The 17,060-nt window shown below is 56.5% G+C and carries 15 protein-coding genes; 9 read left to right on the top strand and 6 right to left on the bottom strand.

All coding sequences use genetic code 11. The features are described from left to right. Positions 1 to 27 precede the first annotated feature (27 nt). From AC0QKW_RS24745 to AC0QKW_RS24725, 5 genes are all read left to right on the top strand, one after another. Positions 28 to 426, top strand: coding sequence for a response regulator (locus AC0QKW_RS24745; RefSeq protein ID WP_473153786.1), 399 nt, complete (start codon positions 28 to 30; stop codon positions 424 to 426). 167 nt (positions 427 to 593) lie between these two features. Next, entirely contained in the window at positions 594 to 1,145 is a 552-nt protein-coding gene (locus AC0QKW_RS24740) for an alpha/beta hydrolase (RefSeq protein WP_473153785.1), read from the top strand. Next, a complete protein-coding gene (locus AC0QKW_RS24735) occupies positions 1,129 to 1,779 on the top strand; it encodes an alpha/beta hydrolase family protein (protein ID WP_473153784.1) in 651 nt (216 codons plus the stop codon). The genes AC0QKW_RS24740 and AC0QKW_RS24735 overlap by 17 nt, the downstream gene beginning before the upstream one ends. Before the next feature lie 63 nt (positions 1,780 to 1,842). After that, positions 1,843 to 2,232: an ATP-binding cassette domain-containing protein gene (locus AC0QKW_RS24730; protein WP_473153783.1), complete on the top strand. Its 390-nt coding sequence runs from the start codon at positions 1,843 to 1,845 to the stop codon at positions 2,230 to 2,232. Positions 2,233 to 2,266: 34 nt separating this feature from the next. Then, a complete protein-coding gene (locus tag AC0QKW_RS24725) occupies positions 2,267 to 2,689 on the top strand; it encodes an amidase family protein (protein ID WP_473153782.1) in 423 nt (140 codons plus the stop codon). A gap of 103 nt (positions 2,690 to 2,792) precedes the next feature. Here AC0QKW_RS24725 and AC0QKW_RS24720 read toward each other — a convergent pair whose 3' ends face one another. Then, the gene (locus AC0QKW_RS24720; RefSeq protein ID WP_473153781.1) at positions 2,793 to 6,716 is read right to left on the bottom strand and encodes a WD40 domain-containing protein; all 3,924 of its coding nucleotides are present in this window, start codon (positions 6,714 to 6,716) and stop codon (positions 2,793 to 2,795) included. 202 nt (positions 6,717 to 6,918) lie between these two features. Between AC0QKW_RS24720 and AC0QKW_RS24715 the strand changes: the two genes are divergently transcribed. The 4 genes from AC0QKW_RS24715 to AC0QKW_RS24700 are packed head-to-tail and all read left to right on the top strand — an operon-like array spanning position 6,919 to position 11,475. Next, positions 6,919 to 8,112, top strand: a complete 1,194-nt coding sequence (locus AC0QKW_RS24715) for a BMP family ABC transporter substrate-binding protein (RefSeq protein WP_473153780.1) — start codon at positions 6,919 to 6,921, stop codon at positions 8,110 to 8,112. Then, positions 8,112 to 9,263: an ABC transporter permease gene (locus AC0QKW_RS24710; RefSeq protein ID WP_473153779.1), complete on the top strand. Its 1,152-nt coding sequence runs from the start codon at positions 8,112 to 8,114 to the stop codon at positions 9,261 to 9,263. Before AC0QKW_RS24715 ends, AC0QKW_RS24710 begins: the two co-directional genes overlap by 1 nt. Further along, positions 9,260 to 10,192 (top strand): ABC transporter permease, encoded by a 933-nt coding sequence (locus tag AC0QKW_RS24705; RefSeq protein WP_473153778.1) that lies wholly within the window; start codon positions 9,260 to 9,262, stop codon positions 10,190 to 10,192. The genes AC0QKW_RS24710 and AC0QKW_RS24705 overlap by 4 nt, the downstream gene beginning before the upstream one ends. Positions 10,193 to 10,245: 53 nt before the next feature. Continuing rightward, complete coding sequence (locus AC0QKW_RS24700; protein WP_473153777.1) at positions 10,246 to 11,475, top strand: amidohydrolase family protein; 1,230 nt, start codon at positions 10,246 to 10,248, stop codon at positions 11,473 to 11,475. Between the two features lie 156 nt (positions 11,476 to 11,631). Here the strand turns inward: AC0QKW_RS24700 and AC0QKW_RS24695 are convergent, their stop codons facing one another. The 5 genes from AC0QKW_RS24695 to AC0QKW_RS24675 form a co-directional block, all read right to left on the bottom strand. Next, a complete protein-coding gene (locus AC0QKW_RS24695) occupies positions 11,632 to 12,252 on the bottom strand; it encodes a hypothetical protein (RefSeq protein WP_473153776.1) in 621 nt (206 codons plus the stop codon). Between the two features lie 107 nt (positions 12,253 to 12,359). After that, complete coding sequence (locus tag AC0QKW_RS24690; protein ID WP_473153809.1) at positions 12,360 to 12,590, bottom strand: hypothetical protein; 231 nt, start codon at positions 12,588 to 12,590, stop codon at positions 12,360 to 12,362. A 173-nt stretch (positions 12,591 to 12,763) separates the two neighbouring features. Continuing rightward, a complete protein-coding gene (locus AC0QKW_RS24685; RefSeq protein ID WP_473153775.1) occupies positions 12,764 to 14,626 on the bottom strand; it encodes a tail fiber domain-containing protein in 1,863 nt (620 codons plus the stop codon). A gap of 109 nt (positions 14,627 to 14,735) precedes the next feature. Next, positions 14,736 to 15,248, bottom strand: a complete 513-nt coding sequence (locus AC0QKW_RS24680; protein ID WP_473153774.1) for a hypothetical protein — start codon at positions 15,246 to 15,248, stop codon at positions 14,736 to 14,738. Between the two features lie 58 nt (positions 15,249 to 15,306). Beyond that, positions 15,307 to 17,001 carry a hypothetical protein gene (locus AC0QKW_RS24675; protein ID WP_473153773.1) on the bottom strand — a complete coding sequence of 565 codons (1,695 nt, stop codon included), beginning with the start codon at positions 16,999 to 17,001 and terminating at the stop codon, positions 15,307 to 15,309. Between the last annotated feature and the right edge of the window lie 59 nt (positions 17,002 to 17,060).

Here is a 17,060-nt window from a genome sequence, read left to right as displayed (position 1 = left end):
CGACCCCTACGCCATGCCCCCTAAACCATGACCAAACGGATTGTAGTCATTGATGATGAAGCTGATTTGAGAGCGGTAATCCAAGTTGCCTTGCTCAAGTACGCCGGGTGGCAGGTCAGCACGGCCGCGACCGCCCTGGCCGGGTTGCAGTTGGTAAAAACCGAGCAGCCTGACCTGGTGCTGCTCGATATTTCGATGCCCGACATGGACGGCTACCAGTGCTTTGAAACGCTGCGGGCTGAGCCATCTACGGCAGAGATTCCAGTGATTTTGCTGACGGCGCGGGTGCTGCCCCGCGATCGCCGCCAGTTTGCCCAGATGGGTATAGCCGGGGTAATTACCAAACCCTTTAACCCCCTCACCCTGTGGCAACAAATCGAAAAAATTGCCTGGGGCGACCCTACGTCTGACTCCTCAGTCCGTTGATTGACTGGGCGGCGGCCCTCGCGGCTTCAAACCCATGGCCCTGGGTAAACAGGTTAGATTTCACACCAGACACTGCAAATTAGAAATTCCTTATAGAAAGCGCATAGAGTAAGCGACATCCTTGGTTTAAAGGCGATGCACGCTTCTATGCCTCGATCGAGACGTTTGTGGTTTGGTGGGCGTCTGTGCTTGGGGCCGCCGCCCTGGGCCTAGGAGCAGGGCTAATTCGCCCTCAGGCGGCCCATAGCGCTGAACAGATTAGCGTTCGGGCCACTGGGCCATTTGTTGTTACCCTCAATATCGACGATTTAGAAACCTTTGCTGAAACCGGCGAGGTGACCAAAAGCTTCAAGCTCTACGCCCGGTTCTTAAACGACGAACAGCTGTCAACCCTACAGACAATTCTGCAACAGCGGCTACCCCTGGATGTGGTCACCGTCAGTCACCTCAGCTACTCGCCCCTGGGTCGCGATGCCATCACCAACGTGGGCAAAATTTTACAGTCGGTACCTGGTGAAAACGGCTTCTACGCCCTGCGGGCGGCGGTGATCAACGCTGCCGCCCAGTCCGGCCCCGAGGGCTGGACGCTGATCGACATGATGCATGCCTTTCCCGACCAATCGGTTGAGGTGAGCTTGGCGGGGCTAGCGGAGTTGCACCGAGAACTGGCCATTCATTTACGTAGGCTACAACCGGGCGGCGGTGCGGGCCATTCTTGAGCAGGCAATAGCAGAAGCCGCTAGCCAACCGCAGATTACCCCTTCAGCCCTGCAAGATCTATCGCAGCCTGGCCCCTACGGCGTGGTTCGCCGCACCATTACAGTTACTAATCCGGCCCTGCGGCAGACCAGCGAGGAGCTGACAGTCAACTACGACTTTGATGTCGATGTGTACCTGCCGGAGGGTCGGTCTGGCCCCGCCCCGATCGCCATTGTGTCCCACGACTTTGGGGCAGTCAAAGAAGATTTTATTTTTCTCAATCAGCACCTGGCCTCCTACGGCTATGTGGTCATGGCCCCTGACCACGTGGGCAGCAACCTCAGCTATCGAGAGTCATTTTTGGGCGGGCGGCTCAATACCCTGCTTAGCCCGATTGAGTTTGTCAGTCAGCCCCAGGAAATTTCGTTTTTAATTGACGAGTTAGAGCGGTTGGTGGCCCAGTCGCCGGAGTGGGCCGCGCAGCTTGATCTGACCCAAATTGCGGCGATCGGCGACTCCCTGGGCAGCTCTACGGTGATGGCCCTGGAGGGGGCGACCATTGACCAAGCTCGCTTGGCAGAGAGGTGCGATCGCAACACCCTGATCCTTAACTTTGCCCTCTACCTCGAATGCCGCAGCATGGACAACACTTGATCATAAAGACAGGTGGTGGCTGACATGGTGCAGACTCTGAGATGACGCAAATTTCAGCGTCTCATGTCACCTCACCTTTTCTCCTCGCCTCACGAGGTTTCAAGCCTTTCAACCACTTCTGTCAGGCAGTCAGGCGATCGCCTCAATAATCCTGCATCAACCCTTTCTCATGGCGAAAAGCAGTGGCTCGAAATCGGCATGGCAGCCGTTACCCATCCCCAACTCCTACTGCTAGATGAGCCAACCGGCGGCATGAGTCGAGGAGAAACCCTAAAGACGGTAGCACTGGTGCAGCAGTTGTCGCAACGAGCAACCGTCATTGTGGTGGAGCATGATATGGAATTTGTTCGACAATTGGATGCAGATGTCACCGTGTTAGTACAAGGGCAGGTATTTATCCAGGGCAACATGGACACGATCCAACAAAATCAGCAGGTGCGATCAATCTATTGATGATCCAGCAGATGCGTTTGCCGCCATTATTGCGATGGATAGTGATTTGGTGGGAATGCGGGCCATAGCCGACCAACTGGGCGAGCAGATGACCCCTTACCTGCGCGATTTTCTCTCCAAACCCTGGACAGCTGAAGATTTCACCAACGCCAACATGATTCGCAAAGCTGTCTGCAACAAAATGTGGAAGTTTATGCGGCAATACGACCTGTTGCTAACGCCTACGCTCAGTGTTCCACCCTTTCCAGTTGGGATTCCAGTCGGTCCCGATCGCATTGATGGGAAACCTGTGCGCCGCGTCGATTGGCTGTACTTTACCTTCCCAATGAACTTAGCCAGACAACCTGCCGCCGGCATTCCCGCCGGATGGACAGAGGACGGCTTGCCCATCCGGCTCCAGATTACAGGTCGTCATCTGAGTGATCCACTCGTTGTTAAGGGCCTCTGCGGCCTTTGAGGCCGCTGCTCCCTGGAGCGATCGCGTACCTCCTATCCTCAAATAAATTGATTCTTAAAGCTCCCCGACGTTAACGAACCAATGCCCAATCTGAAAGCAACGCTCACGCCAAATTTTGCGGCGAGTCATGGCTAGTTTGCACTGCTCCCAGCACCTGCAGCGTGGCTCGTTGCGCTGACGTTAACCCTTTCGTGCCCCAAATATTCATACCTTCACAGAGGCCGGGAACGCTGAGCACCTTGAGGCATTGCCCGGCGATCGCATCCCACAATCGAATGGTGCCATCTTCGCTGGCGCTGACCAGTTCCATCGGGGCTTCTGGTGACAACCCTGTGGCAGGTTTGAAGGCAACGCTCCAAATCCGATTGTGGTGGCTGTGCATCCGATGCCGACAGGCTCCAGTAGCGGCGTCCCACAGGCGAATGGTGTGGTCGTTGCTGCCGCTGGCGATCCACTGGCCATCGGGGCTAAAGGCTACTGACTGAATCCAATGGGTATGGCCAGCCAGGGTGTTCAAACATTGACCGGCAGCCACATCCCACACTTTAACCACTTGGTCGTCGCCACCGCTCACCAGCGTTTGCCCATCGGGGCTGAAGGCCACCGACCAAATGCCGTTGGTGTGCCCCACTAGCGTCTGTAGGCATTCCCCTGTAGTACCATCCCAGAGGCGGATCGTTTGATCGTCGCCACAGCTCGCGACTAAAGAGCAGGCTGGGTGAGGGGAAAAGGTCACACACCGCACCCAATGGCTATGCCCCTGGAGGTGATGCAGACATTCGCCGGTCTGCACTGACCAGATCCGCACGCTGTGATCGGTACTACCGCTAGCCAGGGTCAGGCCGTTGGGGCTGAAGGAAACAGACCGCACCCAGCTCATATGGCCCTGCAAAATTTTGAGACATTGCCCAGAGTTACTGTCCCACAGGCGAATGGTGTGGTCGCTGCTGCCGCTGGCTACCAGGTTTTGGCACGGGCTGGCGGCCACCGATCGCACCCAGCTAGTGTGGCCACCCAAGGTTAGGGTTGATTGCTCTGTGGTCAGGTTCCACAGCCGGAGAGTGCGATCGCATCCTCCGGTCACCAGGGTGCTACCGTCAGCACTAAAGGCCATCGATAGAATGCCGTTGAGGTGACCCCGCAAGGTTTTGACGCATTGCCCGGTGCTCACCTCCCACAGCTGCACCGTCTGATCGCTACCGCCCACAATGAGCGAGTCACCATCGGGGCTAAAGGCCACCGACCAAATATCTTGAATGGAGCACTGGAGCGTTTTGAGACATTGGCCGGTGCTCACCTCCCATAGTTTCACCGTCTGGTCGTTGCTGGCGCTGGCTAAAAGTTGACCCGCAGGGCTAAAGGTTACCGATTGCACCCAGTTTTCATGACCTTGCAGCGTGGCGATGCAGGTTCCCGCAGCCACGTCCCAGAGTTTGAGGCTGCGATCGCGGCTCCCGCTGACCAGCAAGTCACCATCGGGGCTAAAGGCTACCGATTGCACCCAGTCGCTGTGCCCTAACAGGGTCTGACGACAGCGACCTGAATCCACCTCCCATAGCTTGATGGTTTGGTCATTGCTACCGCTGGCCAGCAAATCGCCATCGGGGCTAAAGGCCACCGACCAAACCCAGTTTTGATGCCCCTCAAACACATTGATGCAGGTGCCGGTGGCTACATCCCAAAGTCGCACTGTCTGGTCGTTGCTACTGCTGGCTAAATATCGGCCATCGGGGCTAAACACCACGGCCCACACCCAGCTTTGATGCCCCCTGAGGGTGGTCAAACACTGCCCGGTCTGCACTTGCCAAAGACGAATCGTGTGGTCTTCACTGCCGCTGGCTAGCACTGCCCCAGTCGGGCTAAAGGTGACCGAATGCACCCAGCCCGTATGGCCCTGATAGACCATGGTTTTGGTGCCATCGGCGGTCTGCCACAGGCAGATATCGTTGTCGGTGGTGGCCGTGGCAAAGTGATCGCCTGCGGGGCTAAAGGCCACCGACAGCGTGCTGGCAAAGGTTTCGGTCAACACCGAGCGAGACAGATCGGCGGAGGAGAAATTCACACCCCGCAGATTCGTCCCTTCCAGGTAGGCCTGCCAAATGGTCAAATTAGAGCAGTCGTAGCCACTTAGATCAGCACCCAACTGAATGAGCAGGTTGAGCAGGTTCCCGGCCAGATACCCTGGTGCCAGGGGCCAATGGGTTTGCTGCCACCGCAGCATCTGGGTAAGCACAGTGACAATCTGGCGCTGAGTCTTGAGTTCAACCCATAGATAATCGAGCAGGGGCTTGAGAATTAGGCGAATTTGGGCTTCTCGCACATAGTCTTTGGCCTGGGCTTTGATTAGCGCCTGGGTAGTCAGCAAAATCGGGGGCTGGTCTGGGCCAAGGGTTTCCCAGTCGGCGACCTGCACAATTTCCCCACAGACCTGTTTCACCAGACGATCGAGCAGATACTCCATGATCACGGGCTGAATGCTGAACTGTCCCTGGTGGCGCTCAATTAGCGATCGCTGCCCCAGGGATTTCAACGCATCCAAAATGCTCCGCTGGCCGGGGGCTTGCACCAGATCATCCCCCAGGGTGCTGAGGGAAATGGGCTCACGGGCCATGGCTAACCAGTACAAAATTGACTGCTCCAGCGCCGTCAGCCGGGTGAAGTGCTGCTCTAGCAAGTCATCAAGGGCTTCGACCACCATAATGTCTTGGTGCAAAAAGGCAGCAATATCGCCGTCAAACAGGTCTTGAACCGTGGCTGAGACTATTTTTAGGGCCAGGGGGTTGCCCCCGTAGCGCTGCACCAAGTCGGTGATGTGGGGCGAGAAGGTGGCCTCTATCCCCTTAGCCAGCCCCTTTGCGACTAAGAGCTGATGCCCCGACTGGGCCGCTAGTCCCTTGAGGTAGAGCGATCGCACCGGCGTCTGATCCCCTTCTAGCACCGCAAACTCCCGAGGTTTTTCTCGACCATTGAGCACCAAACAGCTCTGGTGGCTGGTTTCCCCCAGGTGTTTAAAGAACGCTCCGTAGTTCTCGTAGCCTGGGCGGTAGTGCCCCGCCGATTCCCCCTCCTGGAGAATCGTCTCGGCATTGTCTAACACCAGCAGGCAGCGGTGCGAGCTGAGCAGCGTCATCACCTGGCTCAGTTGGGCGTCGGTGGAGACCTCGCGGTGCGCCCAGCTAATGCGGGTGAAGGTTTGCAGCAGGTTGGCCAGCAGCTCGTGGAGCGGGGGGCCATTGCGCAGCGATCGCCAGATCACCAGGTCAAATAAGGGCAACGGCACACCGGCCTGGCTGGTGACCGCCTCGGCTAGCTGACGGGCCAGCTTCACGGAAACGTGGGTTTTACCCATGCCCCCGACGCCAAAAATACCCACCAGTCGGCACCGATCCGTGGCCACCCACTGCCAGAGGGTCGATAGTTCCACCTGCCGCCCATAAAAAATATCGACATCTACGGCTTCGCCCCAGTCTTGGTAAACGCTGCGCAGGGTAGGCGATGAAGACGAGGTGGGCGCGACTGGCGCAGACCAGTCCAGATGGGGGGCTGTCGAGGGATCGCTCACGGGTGAGCTGAAGGGTGAGACCGGCGGGTGGCCCTGGCGATCCCGGAGCCGCTCTAGCTGTTGTCGGGCGTTTAACTTGGTGACCTTCTCCCCCAGGGCGATCGATAGGGTCTGCCACAGTTTGGGGCCAACATGCTTGCGCAAATAGTGGGCTGAGTAGCCACAGGCGGCGGCGATTTGGTCATAGCTCTGGCGTTCTGACGACCAGGCGGCTGTCAGTAGAGCCCGCTCTGGGCCGCTCAAGCCGCTGCCGGTTTGAGCCATCACCCAGGCATCGGCAAAGGCTACCAGGTCTGAGGCATGGTCTGATACTAAATCCTGCTTAGTTACCCCCGACTCCTCTGGGCGAATGCCATTCGCCCCTACGGTTTCACCTGTTGGAAATCGGGGTTGTGTGATTCGGATTTGGTGTGACTCGTGATCTGAGGGGGCAGGCGGGTGATGAGGGCGATCGCGCTGAAGCATCTAGAGCAGTCTAGGAAACAGACCCGCATCCTACGGCTGATCGCCCATCCCGTTAGATCACCTGGAACAAACCTGGAACTTTGCCACAAAAATTCATGGTAGAGACCTGGAAGACCCGGTATCGACAGCCTCAAACCCGCCTCAGATAATGCAGTCACGGATTTTTCATCACCTTTCACGCTGTACTCAGGAGGATTCATCCATGAGTTCGTACCCCCGTTTTTCAGTCTCTCGTCGACAGTTAGTGCGCGGCCTTTTGGCCACTGGGGCCTTTGGGGCCACCTCTCACCTGTGGACGGGCTGCTCGTCTCAAACCAAGGCCCCTGGGGCGGATACCGCTACCCCGGCCACCAGCACCGCTCCCCTGGTCATGGGGGTGATCTACGTTGGCCCCAAAGATGACTTCGGCTGGAACCAGGCCCACGCAGAAGGTGCGGCAGGGCTGAGTGCTCTGGCGGGCATTAAGGTGGTTGAAGAGGCGAACGTGCCTGAGACCACCGCCGCCGCCGAGACCATGCGCAGCATGATTGTGCAGGACGGGGCGCAGGTGTTGTTTCCCACCTCCTTTGGCTACTTTGACCCCCATATTCTGACCCTGGCCAAGGAGTTTCCCGAGGTGCAGTTTTTGCACTGTGGCACCCTGTTTGAGGAGGGCACCCACCCCAACAATGTGGGCAGCTACTTTGGCTTCATCGATGAGGCCTACTACGTCGCGGGGATTGTGGCTGCCCACACCTCTAAAACCGGCAAACTCGGGTTTGTGATGGCAAAGCCGATTCCCCGCATTGTTCGCACCTTAAACAGCTGGATGCTGGGGGCCCGCTCCATCAACCCAGAGGCGACGACTCAGCTGATTATCACCGGAGCCTGGACTGATCCGGTCAAAGAGGCCGAAGCCGTAAACAGCATGGCCGACCAGGGCGTAGATGTCGTCACCTGCAATGTGGACAATGCCAAAGTCGTAATGGAAACCGCCGAGAAGCGGGGAATCTTTTGCAGCGGCAACGGGGTCAACCAGTCTGCCGTGGCTCCCAAGGGCTATTTGACCGGGGCCGAATGGGACTGGACGGGGGTTTACACCAGCTACGCCAAGATGGTGCAGGAGGGTAAGACCCTGATGAATCAAGGGATTCCCCACCTGTATCTGGGCGGATTGGGGGATAACTTCGTTAAACTCTCGCCCTACGGTGCCCCCGTGAGCGCGACCGCCAAAGCCGATGCCGATCGCGCCAAGGCCGGTCTCATCGACGGGTCATTGGTGGTCTACAAAGGCGAAATTAAGGACAACACCGGGGCGGTTGTGATCCCAGCGGGCACCGAGTACAAGCCCGGCCATCCAGAGCTAGAAAAAATGGATTGGCTGGTGGAAGGGGTTCAAGGTCAGATCACCATCTGATGAAACTACGTGGGTCGATGATTTTAGGGCAGCGGTGGCGATCGCTGCTAGAGCAACTGCTGATTCCGGCGGGGGCGGTGGTGGTGGCGCTGCTGCTGTTTGGGGGGCTGTGCGCTCTCGAAGGGCACAATCCCCTGGCGATCTACGCCTCTATCTATCGGGCGGCCTTTGGCTCGTGGTTTGCCTGGCAAAATACGCTGGTGCGCTCAGCGCCGCTGATGCTGTGCGCCCTCTGCACGGTGCTGCCCGCCCGCCTGGGGCTGATTGTAATTGGCAATGAGGGGGCGCTGGTGCTGGGGGGGCTACTGGCGGCGGTCACCGGCCTGGCCCTGGCTCAGGTGCCGCCAACCCTAGGGCTGCTGGCGATGGCGCTGATCGGCATGGCCACAGGCGGCCTGTGGATCATGCTGATTGGGGCGCTGCGGCACTTTCGCGGGGTGAATGAAACCATCAGCAGCCTGCTGCTGAACTACGTGGCGATAGCCTTTCTCAGCCACATGGTCGAAGGCCCCTGGCGAAACCCCAGTTCGCTGAACCAGCCCTCGACTTATCCGCTGCCAACCGCCCTCAGCCTGGGCAGCTTTCCCACCTCCCGCATTCACTATGGTTTGCTGTACGGGCTGCTGGCCTGCGCGATCGCCCACGTCTTAATCCAACGCACCACCTTTGGGTTTGCCGTGCGGACGGTGGGGGGCAACCGGCGCGCGGCCCGCATGGTGGGGCTTTCGCCGGGCAAACTCACCCTGGTGATCTGCTTCTTGGCGGGCTCCTGCGCCGGGCTGGCGGGCATGGTGGAGGTGGCAGCTGTCCATGGTCGAGCCAGCGGCACCCTGCACTCTAACTACGGCTACGCCAGCATTTTGGTGGCCTTTGTGGCCAAACAAAGCCCGCTGGCCGTAGCGCTGGTCTCGATGCTGCTGGGCGGCATTTTGGCCAGCGGCAGCTTGCTCCAGCGCGCCCACGGCATGCCCGATGCCACGGTCATGGTGCTCCAGGGCCTGATCTTCCTGGTCATTCTCTATAGCGAGTCGCTCTATGGGCAGATTCCCTGGTTTCAGGAGCAGCGCCAGGCCGAGGACGACCCAGTCGCGATCGCCCCAGCACAACCCCAACCCCCGACCCCACAACCCTCTGGAGAACTGCATCTATGACACCCAATCCGATCGGCTGGTGGGGGGTTCCCCTGGCGATTTTGGGCGGTCTGCTGCGCGGCAGTGTGCCCTTTCTGTTTGTCAGCCTGGGCGAATGCCTGACGGAAAAAAGCGGCAAGATCAACCTAGGCCTTGAGGGGAGTCTGCTGGTGGGTGCCATCAGCGGCTATGCCCTTTCCTACCACACCGGCTCGGCCTGGCTGGGGGTGGCCGGGGCCGGATTGGCCGGACTGGGGCTGGGGGCGATCCACGCTGGGCTGGTGCAGCAGCGCCGGGTGAACGATATTTCGGTCGGCATTGCCGTGATGATCTTTGGCGGCGGATTGGCCAACTATCTGGGCAAGCCCTATATTCAGCCGATTGCGCCCCAGCTCCCGGCCCTGCGGCTGGGGGCCTGGAGTGAGCTGCCCCCCGTGCAGTCGGCGCTGATGGTCAGCCCGCTGCTGCCCCTGGGAATTGCGATCGCCCTGGCCATGCAGTGGTTCTTTACCTCCACCCGGTGGGGCCTGATTGTCAGGGCGGTGGGCGAAAGCCCCACGGCGGCTAGGGCAATGGGGTTCTCGGTGGCGCGCACCCAGTCACTGTGCATTATGACCGGCAGCGGGTTAGCGGGCATCGCTGGCGCTTACCTATCCCTCTACTTTCCGGGCAGTTGGAATGAGAACATCTCCAGCGGGCAAGGGCTGTTAGCCGTTGCCCTGGTGATCTTTGCCCGCTGGAACCCCATTCAGTGTCTCTACGCGGCCCTGCTCTTTGGCGGTACCCAGGGCCTCGGCCCGGCCCTGCAATCGGTCGGGGTCAATGCCTACTACTACGTCTTCAACGCCATGCCCTACCTGCTCACCCTGGCCGTGATGGTGGTGACCTGCTCGCCGCACCGGGCCTCAATTGGGGCACCGGCCTCTTTGGGGCAGCCCAATTCCGAGTAAAGGGCTGCCCCATCGGGTTGCCCAATGCCTTCAGCACCACAGCAGATATCAGTATGGATACCCTAGATTTGATCCTCCGTCAGGCTACCCTGCCAGATGGTTCCCTAGCGCAGATCGCCATCAAAGATAGCCATATTCAAGCGATTGCGCCCCTTTCAGCCCCCCTCGGTACCGCCAAGACGGTGCTCGATCTCCAGGGAGACCTGCTCTGTCCGGGCCTAGTCGATGGCCACATTCATCTCGACAAAACCTTTTGGGGCTCGCCCTGGCAACCCCATATCGCCGGAGACTCCGTACGACAGCGGGTTGAGATCGAAAAGCAAATGCTCAAAACCCTGACGGTGCCCGTCGAGGAACGGGCCGCCCATTTACTAGAACAAACCATTGCCCAGGGCACCACCGCCATGCGCACCCATGTGGACATTCATCCTGAGGTGGGTTTACGCAATCTGGAAGGGATTTTGCAGGTGCGCGATCGCTATCGCGACTGCATCGATATGCAAATTGTGGCCTTTCCCCAAAGCGGTCTGGTGTCTTGCCCCGGGACGCTAGAGCTGTTGGATGCGGCCCTAGCCGCCGGGGCCGACCTGGTGGGTGGACTCGACCCGGCGGGGATAGATGGCGACATTCAGGGGCACTTAAACGCCATCTTTCAACTGGCTGACAAGCATGGGGTGGATATTGACATTCACCTCCACGACCCAGACCACCTGGGCATTTTTGAGCTAGAGCAAATTGTCCAGCGCACCCAGGTTTTTGGGATGCAAGGGCATGTCACCGTCAGCCATGCCTACTGCTTGGGGATGGTACCGATGGCGCGGGCGGCTGCCACCGCAGACCTTTTGGCCAAGGCTGACATTGCGATCATGACCACGGCCCCTGGGCATCTGGCGTTTCCGCCGATCAACCTGCTGCGCCAGGCTGGCGTTCGGGTCTTCTCAGGCTCTGACGATGTGCGCAATGCCTGGTGTCCCTTTAGCCAGGCCGATATGCTCGAACGCGCCGCTCTAATTGCCTATCGATCTGACTTTCGCACCGATGCCGATCTATCGACAGCGTTTGATCTGGTCTCCGCCGCAGGCGCAGCCGTGCTTGGGCGGGCCAACTATGGCTTAACGGTGGGGGCCGTAGCTGATTTTGTCGTGGTTGCCGCTGATTCAATCCCAGCGGCAGTGGCGGCCCATCCTCAACGGAAATGGGTGATGAAACAGGGCCACATCATTGCCCAGAACGGTCGTTTATTAAAGCAAGAGATCAGCCACACTGAAAAGGTCAAGGTCTAATGGATGGCAAGGATTTAGGAGCACTCCTGAGTTAGCGGGAACGCTTGCTTAGGGTAGCCCAAGTAAATAGTCATCCATTAGATAAGGGCCTAGGAGTGCACCTCATTGACCAGTAGTGGGTTTGACTGAGGGCAATCACCAAGCGACTAATCACGACTAGGACGATCGCGCCACGGAGATATTGACCCGCTCAATCAGGCGATCGCCCTCCGCTGTTGTCTGCGTTATCTTAATGCTGCCTACCGCAACCCAATTTAGTTGCAGGGTTACCCGTTCAGGGGCGATTTTAGTCGACGATCGACTCCCCGATGGGTTGGTGGGGTTTACAGATTGACTGGGGGCATCAGTCATTAGATAGGTGGCATTTAGGAGCTTGAAGCCGCTGAGGGCATGGGCCGTGGTGAACTGCTCTGAGTGATATTCGGTTTTGGCTGATGGAGCTTTAGGGATATTGAACTGCTGGATGAGGGCATCGTGGCTGTTGAGCAAAATGCCAGTAATGAGTGAGGAATACTGTTCAACGGGTAGAAGACTTTGAGCCGAAACATAGAGGGCAAAGTCTTGCTGAAATTCTCGAATGGTGAAGGCTCCAGCTCCTCCATCTCGGCTGTTTTGGCTCAGGCTCCAGCTGCCGGGCGAAATTAAAATATCAGGTAATGATGTGGCTGCCAGATTTGGGCTTGACCCCACACCAATGGATGCTTCGGGCTGAGGCATCAAATCTTGAAGCTCGGCGCGAAGCATGGCAACCATGTTTTGCAGGAGTTGATAAATCAAGGTGTCTCCTTGACAATTAAAGTTTTTAGTTTTGTAGGGCACTGCCCACCTAAGCTCTGTGGGTCAAAGTGCCTTTCCCCATAAGCCAGCATTGCCACTTAGAGATTCTAAGATTCGACTGCTACCCCAAAATCAATGCCTGAAGAATGATCAACCTCGCCATTGTTTTCGCCATCTGCCTTAGCCAATTCTTCTTCCAGCACTTGAATGGCTCCACTAATGCGCAATAATATGTCCCGGACGGATGCCTGCTTGAGTTCTAATTCTGCCAATACATTTTGGCCTGATTCAAGCTCTGTTCTGAGGTTTTGAAGACGTTGCTCAAGTCGCTTTTTCATGTTTTCAAGATAATCCACAACTAGACATTAGATTAAAACGGTCTCAATGCCATCTCAAAAAATTCGAATTCTTCTAGGATCAACACTGGGGACGACAACGTGTCACCAAAAGCTTCAACTCCTCAAAGCTCTCCAAATACCTATCATTTAATTGGAGCGCCCCAAGCAAAATACTAGACTTGAGACAGCTCTGATAGTTTATGCTCAAGCAAATCAATTTTTGAGTCATAATATTTCTTCATTTCTTGAATGGCTGCAATGGCTATAACTCCAAAAGAATCGTACGAAAGACCTTTGATGCTTTCACCCTCACGCATTGATGAGCTTATAAGCTCAGGAAAAATAGCCTCTATATCCTGAGCAATAAATCCAATATCTCGACCGTCAGAATCTCGCCATTTAAAGTGCACAGGTCTCATTTCCATAGCCTTTTCCAAGGTATTTTCCAGACTAACAATGTCTTCTTTAAGGCGGATGTCAGAATTTTTATTCCAATTACCGTTCTGATCCATCCAGTGCCCTAAGGTATTTTGGTGGTAGAAATGAATATTTCCATTCCCTTCATAAGCAATCCTAAAGTAGCGAGAACTGCCAAACTCATATAGCCGAATACCTGAGTTATTTGCAGATTGCTGAATGTGAAGCTTTGCTTCAGGTGTATTGGTTCCAATGCCCACATTACCCGAGGGCATCAGTGCAATGTGATCATCAGCATCATTTGCCACTCCAATTTCAAGCGTACAGGTTTCTCCGCTTGTGCCTCTGCGGTAATATCGCATCCATGCCGCATCGCCACCACCACCCGCAGCATCTTTTGGAAATAGGATGCCGTTGGTTTCTTCGCCACCAAAGCTAGGTGTAATAATTCCCTGAACTGTAAGGTTGCCGTTGCCTCCCCAATCTTTGCCAATAATGACACCCGATTTGCCAAGGAGGTATAGAAGTTCTTCTCCAATGATCTTGAGACTCCCTCGACTGCTCAGGGTGCCATGAGGATCTCCAATAATTAAGGTGCCATCCGCTTGCAAGGTCATAGCGGTCACATCTGGAACAGTGCCATTACTGTTAGTACTACCTGCATCTCCAGAAAGCTTAAAATCTAGCCTAGTTCTACCAGCTATACCAGGTTCAAATGAACCCAGGAAAATGCCGGCAGTATTAAATTTTTTCCCGCCGGTGGAACCAGGTTCTCTTTGGAACCGAATGACTTCAGCAGTTTCAACAGTATGTGTCGAGCTAGCACCAATGATGTGCAGCTTAGCACCCGGTTTTAAAGTGCCAACGCCTACATTGCCACTAGAGTCTACGTTTAGTCCTAAGGTGCTTCCCGAACCCCTAAGGGAAACCGTACTGTTAGACCTTAGGGGTCCGCCCAACCATGTCTGATCATTTACCGAGAAACTCGTTGCATTGACGATGCCTACGGTCAGGCTTCCTAGGGTGCTGGCTCCGGTTACCGATAGACTACCCGTCAAGGTCGCACTCGTTGCATTGACGGTGCCTACGGTCAGGCTTCCTAAGGTGCTGGCTCCGGTTACCGATAGACTACCCGCCAAGGTCGCGTTCGCGGCTTTGAGATTGCCAATGACCTCTAATTTTTCTGAAGGAGTCGTTGTGCCAATGCCCACATTACCGTCGCTAACAACGGTTAAACGCCATGCCCCATTGTTGAAAACACCAATTTTATTGGTGTCATGTCCACCCACAAATCGATCGGAGGAAACCCACAAGCCACCATCGTTATTATTAGACTGCAACCGGCCATTCACTACTAGGTCAATATTGGTGCCGCCTTTGCCTGCTACTTCTAGTTGGGCGCTGGGGTTGGGCTTGCCAATGCCCACGGGGCTGTTGATGGTCAGAGCAGCCTCAATGGTGAGTGGCCCCTGAATGGTGTCAGCCCCCTGGCGGTTGACCTTATCAGTTTCGAGACGCACCATCTCCCGCATAGAGGTATTCCAGTCGGCGGAGAGAATTAAATCGCCGGGGGTTTTATCGGTGTGGGCAAATTTGCCATTTTTGGTTGCCTCGGGCATGGGTAGAATCTCCTGATCCTTTGACGTTTTAGAAATTAAACGGGGAGAAATGGGGCTGCTACAGATGATTGGTGGTCAGTGCCCACCCTACGGCCTTAGAAAAGGAATGCTAGAAAATGATTTCCCAGACGAGGGTGAGTTTAAAGTCTTTGGTTTTGCTAATGCCGGGGAATTGCACCCGGTTGTACATGACGCCGCCTTTTTCAGCATTAAAGAGTCCAGCTTCTTTAAGCTCGTGGGGTTGCCCATTGGCCAGGGGGGCTGGTTCTTCAAAATCGAGGTCGGCACTGAGGATGATCTTGCGATTGGTTTGGGGCTTTTCGGCTGTGCCGGTTTTCACATCCATCAAGTCTTGCTTAAGATCGATCGCTTTCAACGGCTTGCGAAAAACTTCGTTTTGGAGTTGGGTATCGGTATCGGGCTCAACGGCTTTGCCGCCGGTGCCCACGGCGATGTAGCGAATCGGATCGATGGGTTCTTGGGCAAAGAGTTTGGCTACCAGGTCGCGCCCGGTGTAGACAATGGAGTTATGGGCCTGGATAGTGGCGAGGGGTGCCCCGGCTCGATTGACGGCGTAAAGGGTGAGGCGGCCTCGCATGTCTAGGGCGTCGGATAGTTTCATCGGTGGGGCTCCAAAATAGGCTGGAATATGAGCTGGAATGGGCTAATTGCCAGGACAACTAGGCGAAGCGATTGCCAGAGTCAAAGGTGGTGTAGTCTAAAACGCCAGAGGTAATCAAAGTGTCGGCTAGGTCGTGCTGAAGGCCGCCGGGGTAGGCTTCTTGGTAGCTGCCAATGTCAAAGTTGAGTTCCTCCATTTGCTGGTCTTCGGCAAAGGGCGATCGCACCACTGTTAGCCGAGCCGCGTGGGTGTGATATTCTTGCCAGCGTTTTTCGTAGGCGACTACTGCCAGCACCCCCGCCGCCTTGACCTTGTCGAGAATGTCGGGAATCTGGTTACGGGGGTGGTCGCCCGCCTCGCTAAATTTGTCGGTGTAGCCAGGAATATCCCAGGGAATGCGCACTCGGAAGCTGGCGGGGGTTTGCTTAATCAGCTCCACATCTAGGGCGATCGCGTAGTTACTGGCTTGTTCTGGGGTTAGCAGGGCGGGTTGTCGTCCAGCTCGGTCAAACCGCGACAGGTCAAAGAGGGTTTGGTCGAGGCGTCCGGCGGGTTCGCCCACGCGCAGCTCGACGTACCAGTGAGAGGTGTCGCGGGGTAGGGGGGGCGGCAGTTTTTGGGCCGGAATCGCCACCCCATTCAGATAGAGATCGCCCTCGGCAGTCACCCGCAGCACATCGTTGACCTGAAGCATGCCCTGAAATTCAAACCGTTCCTTCGTGGCGGCGTTGACAATGCGGGGATTGATCAACGGTTGTAGGGGAGCCCGTGCTCCGCCACTGCTGGGGCGAACGTCTAACAGCTGGAGCTGAAAGCCCGATCGCGTCGGGATCACGTTGGGGTTCTCGATCGAGAAGGTTTGCTCGTACTGAAAGTTAACCGTAGCCGGATCGTCGGGCGGGGCCGTGTAGGGATGGATGCGAACCGTGCGCCGGGTGAGTTCGGGTAAAAATTCTTCGATTTGGATTTGATCTTTAGCGGCCTCGTCGTCGTCAAAGATGCCCAAGTTAGCCGCGACAATGTCGCGAATGCCCGCTTTGGTGGCCGCCCCCTGGCGCAGCACCCGCATCATTACCTTGAGGCGATCGCGGTAGGGGGCGTAGCTTTTCTCAATGTCGTTGGCAAAGGCCGCCTCTAACACCGAACGGTTGAGGATCTTAAGGGGCAGTCCGTGGGTGGGTTTTTGCCGCAGCAAGCGCTGGGTCTCAGGGCTGAGAGAATCGGCAGAACAATGCTTGAGATACTGCTGATAGAGGGTGGGGCGTTGCAGAGCGGCATTGAGCTCAGCAATTAAGGCAGCTTCGAGCTTGGCGCGTTCCTGAGCGGTGGGGCTAGGGGAAAAGTCAGTGATGAGTTTTTGATTGGCCGGAGTAAACCCTTGCACCAGAGCGCGCGCCATTGGGCCTTGCTTGAGCTTGAGCTTTTGCCCGAACCCCTGGAGGTCTTTGAACACCCCCGGTCGCAGAGACGGACTGACCTGGTTGAGCTGGGAGGTCAATCCTAGAGCTTCGAGGTACAGCAGAAAGATTTGGTCGAGGTCGCCCTGCTGAATGCTGGTGAGACCCTGGGAGCCTTCATTGTCGGCGGTGTCGACAAAGTGCGATCGCATCACCCGAACTAGGTCAGTCTCGGTTTGCAACAGCAGCTGGCCAAAGACGCTGACCATTTGGTACAGCAACGTTTCCGTATTCCCGGCGTCGTAGAAGGCAGGTAAGCGGCTGAGGATGGCGGTGGTTTTGCCCGAGGCGTCCATGGGGGTGAGGGGGTAGGGGGGTGGAGGGATAAAGGGGTAGGGGAAGACCCATGGATCAA

This window comes from Pseudanabaena sp. PCC 9330 (assembly GCF_055795045.1).
Note: the sequence above shows the minus strand (reverse complement) of the source record. Positions and strands in the feature narration are given on the sequence as shown.

Bases quoted from the DNA above. Each gene is read 5' to 3' on its own strand.
- AC0QKW_RS24745 (WP_473153786.1), top strand. From the start codon at position 28: ATGACCAAACGGATTGTAGTCATTGATGATGAAGCTGATTTGAGAGCG.
- AC0QKW_RS24730 (WP_473153783.1), top strand. From the start codon at position 1,843: ATGTCACCTCACCTTTTCTCCTCGCCTCACGAGGTTTCAAGCCTTTCA.
- AC0QKW_RS24725 (WP_473153782.1), top strand. From the start codon at position 2,267: ATGGATAGTGATTTGGTGGGAATGCGGGCCATAGCCGACCAACTGGGC.
- AC0QKW_RS24720 (WP_473153781.1), bottom strand. From the start codon at position 6,716: ATGCTTCAGCGCGATCGCCCTCATCACCCGCCTGCCCCCTCAGATCAC.
- AC0QKW_RS24715 (WP_473153780.1), top strand. From the start codon at position 6,919: ATGAGTTCGTACCCCCGTTTTTCAGTCTCTCGTCGACAGTTAGTGCGC.
- AC0QKW_RS24710 (WP_473153779.1), top strand. From the start codon at position 8,112: ATGAAACTACGTGGGTCGATGATTTTAGGGCAGCGGTGGCGATCGCTG.
- AC0QKW_RS24705 (WP_473153778.1), top strand. From the start codon at position 9,260: ATGACACCCAATCCGATCGGCTGGTGGGGGGTTCCCCTGGCGATTTTG.
- AC0QKW_RS24700 (WP_473153777.1), top strand. From the start codon at position 10,246: ATGGATACCCTAGATTTGATCCTCCGTCAGGCTACCCTGCCAGATGGT.
- AC0QKW_RS24690 (WP_473153809.1), bottom strand. From the start codon at position 12,590: ATGAAAAAGCGACTTGAGCAACGTCTTCAAAACCTCAGAACAGAGCTT.
- AC0QKW_RS24685 (WP_473153775.1), bottom strand. From the start codon at position 14,626: ATGCCCGAGGCAACCAAAAATGGCAAATTTGCCCACACCGATAAAACC.
- AC0QKW_RS24680 (WP_473153774.1), bottom strand. From the start codon at position 15,248: ATGAAACTATCCGACGCCCTAGACATGCGAGGCCGCCTCACCCTTTAC.
- AC0QKW_RS24675 (WP_473153773.1), bottom strand. From the start codon at position 17,001: ATGGACGCCTCGGGCAAAACCACCGCCATCCTCAGCCGCTTACCTGCC.